The 1,700-nt window shown below is 65.2% G+C and carries 3 protein-coding genes and 1 tRNA gene; 3 read left to right on the top strand and 1 reads right to left on the bottom strand.

The annotated features are described in order from the left end of the window. From VGD20_RS03970 to VGD20_RS03960, 3 genes are all read left to right on the top strand, one after another. A partial coding sequence (locus VGD20_RS03970; RefSeq protein ID WP_331133200.1) for a M24 family metallopeptidase C-terminal domain-containing protein occupies positions 1-462 on the top strand: 462 nt, incomplete at its 5' end. Continuing rightward, positions 437-814, top strand: a complete 378-nt coding sequence (locus VGD20_RS03965; protein WP_331133201.1) for a hypothetical protein — start codon at positions 437-439, stop codon at positions 812-814. The genes VGD20_RS03970 and VGD20_RS03965, both read left to right, overlap by 26 nt. Continuing rightward, a tRNA-Thr gene (locus VGD20_RS03960) sits at positions 794-868 on the top strand. Before VGD20_RS03965 ends, VGD20_RS03960 begins: the two co-directional genes overlap by 21 nt. 19 nt (positions 869-887) lie before the next feature. Here VGD20_RS03960 and VGD20_RS03955 read toward each other — a convergent pair. Next, positions 888-1,700, bottom strand: an 813-nt coding sequence (locus VGD20_RS03955; RefSeq protein ID WP_331133199.1) for an alginate export family protein, incomplete at its 5' end; no start/stop codon positions are given.

The raw sequence follows: 1,700 nt of genomic DNA, 5'->3' as shown, positions 1-1,700 counted from the left end.
GGCGGCCAGCTCGACACGCTGGCGCGGCAATATCTCTGGGAAGCCGGGCTCGACTATGCGCACGGCACCGGCCACGGCGTCGGCAGCTTCCTGTCGGTGCATGAGGGGCCGCAGCGTATTGCCATGTCCGCAGGCGGGCAGGCAGGCACCGACGAGCCGCTGCGCGCGGGCATGATCCTGTCCAACGAGCCAGGCTATTACAAGACCGACGCCTGGGGCATCCGTATCGAAAATCTGGTGCTCGTGGTCGAGCGCGACGTGCCCGGCGCCGAAAAGCCCGTGCTCGGATTCGAGACACTGACGTTTGCGCCGATCGAGCGCCGGCTGATCGATGTTTCGATGCTGTCCGACGCCGAACGGCAGTGGGTCGATACCTATCACGCAAAGGTACGCGAGATCGTCGGCCCGCAACTGCAGGGCGCGGACGGGGCCTGGCTTGAAGCGCAGTGCGCGCCGCTATAACCGTGCGGTGTCATTCCCGCGAAAGCGGGAATCCAGGGTCATCCGCGCCGGAACTGGCATCGTCTGGATCCCCGCTTTCGCGGGGATGACATCTTCAATGGTTGGATTCGCCCTTTTCCTTTTCAGCTTCGGGGCGCGCTTCCTCGCCGCGCGCCTGCGCTTTCCTGCGCCGCAAATTTTGTCGAAGCGCCTCGGCCAGCCGCTTCGCGCGCTCATCCTCTCGCTTGCTCATCGCCTTTCCCAAGCAGATCGCGCCGAACGCGGCAAGCACGCCTTGACGAACGCCCGTGCATTCGCCATAGGCCCGCTCCTGTTCCCGAAAATGGAATATGCTGCCGTAGCTCAGTGGTAGAGCGCATCCTTGGTAAGGCTGAGGTCGTGAGTTCAATCCTCACCGGCAGCACCATTTTCCCCCGACAACCCGTTCAGAAATTCGTCGTCAGTGCCAGCGACACATAGTGTGTGTCGCCCGTCGCCGGGGCGTTGGGCGCATCGCGCAGGAATCGCCCCTTGATCAGCCAGACGGCGTTGAGCTCGGCGCGAAGGCGCTGGTCGACAAGCCAGTAGCGGACGCGCCCCTCCAGTTGCTGCCCCGCAAAGCTTCCCGATCGCCCGTTCGGATCGCGCACGCCCGTGGTGGAGAAGCTGTCGGTCTTCGATGCTAACCAGAGCGGGCGATAGACCGTGAAGGCGTCGAGGCGCTTGCTTGGGGCAACCTCGACCCGCAGGCCGGGTGTGCTGATATTGGTGCGGCCGAGGGCGGCATAGATGCCCGCGGGACCAAGGTCAGCACGACGCATGCCGAACAGCGTGTCGAATCGGCCAAAGTTGCGGCCGCGCCCGTCGCCGCTCGCATAGTCATATTCGAGCGAGAGGCGCGGCTTCCACCCGCCGGCAAAGCTGTACCCGATATCGACATGCGCGAACCACGCCGAGACGTCGAGCTCGCGCGCGGCCGCCGACAGGTCGGCGCGGATGCTGCCCAATTGGTAGATAGCCTCGGCCTCGAAATCGAGCCTGCGCGGCGCCGGATCGCGGATGATCCGCGCGCTGATCGTATGGAGGTTGCGGTTGCGCGTGGGGCGTCCCGGTGAATCGCGCTCGTTGAGGCCGAAATACGACGCTTCGGCCATCACCTTGCCCAGCGCGCGCGGCTTGCTGACGATCCCGCCCCAGAGCGTCAGGTCGAAACTCTCGCGATCGAAGTGCGTCCGGTTGTCGAGCAGCGCGGCCTCGGT

It is taken from the genome of Sphingopyxis sp., from assembly GCF_036402335.1.
Taxonomy (GTDB): Bacteria; Pseudomonadota; Alphaproteobacteria; order Sphingomonadales; family Sphingomonadaceae; genus Sphingopyxis.
The sequence above is the reverse complement of the archived record's forward strand: the minus strand, read 5'-3'. Positions and strand labels throughout refer to the sequence as shown.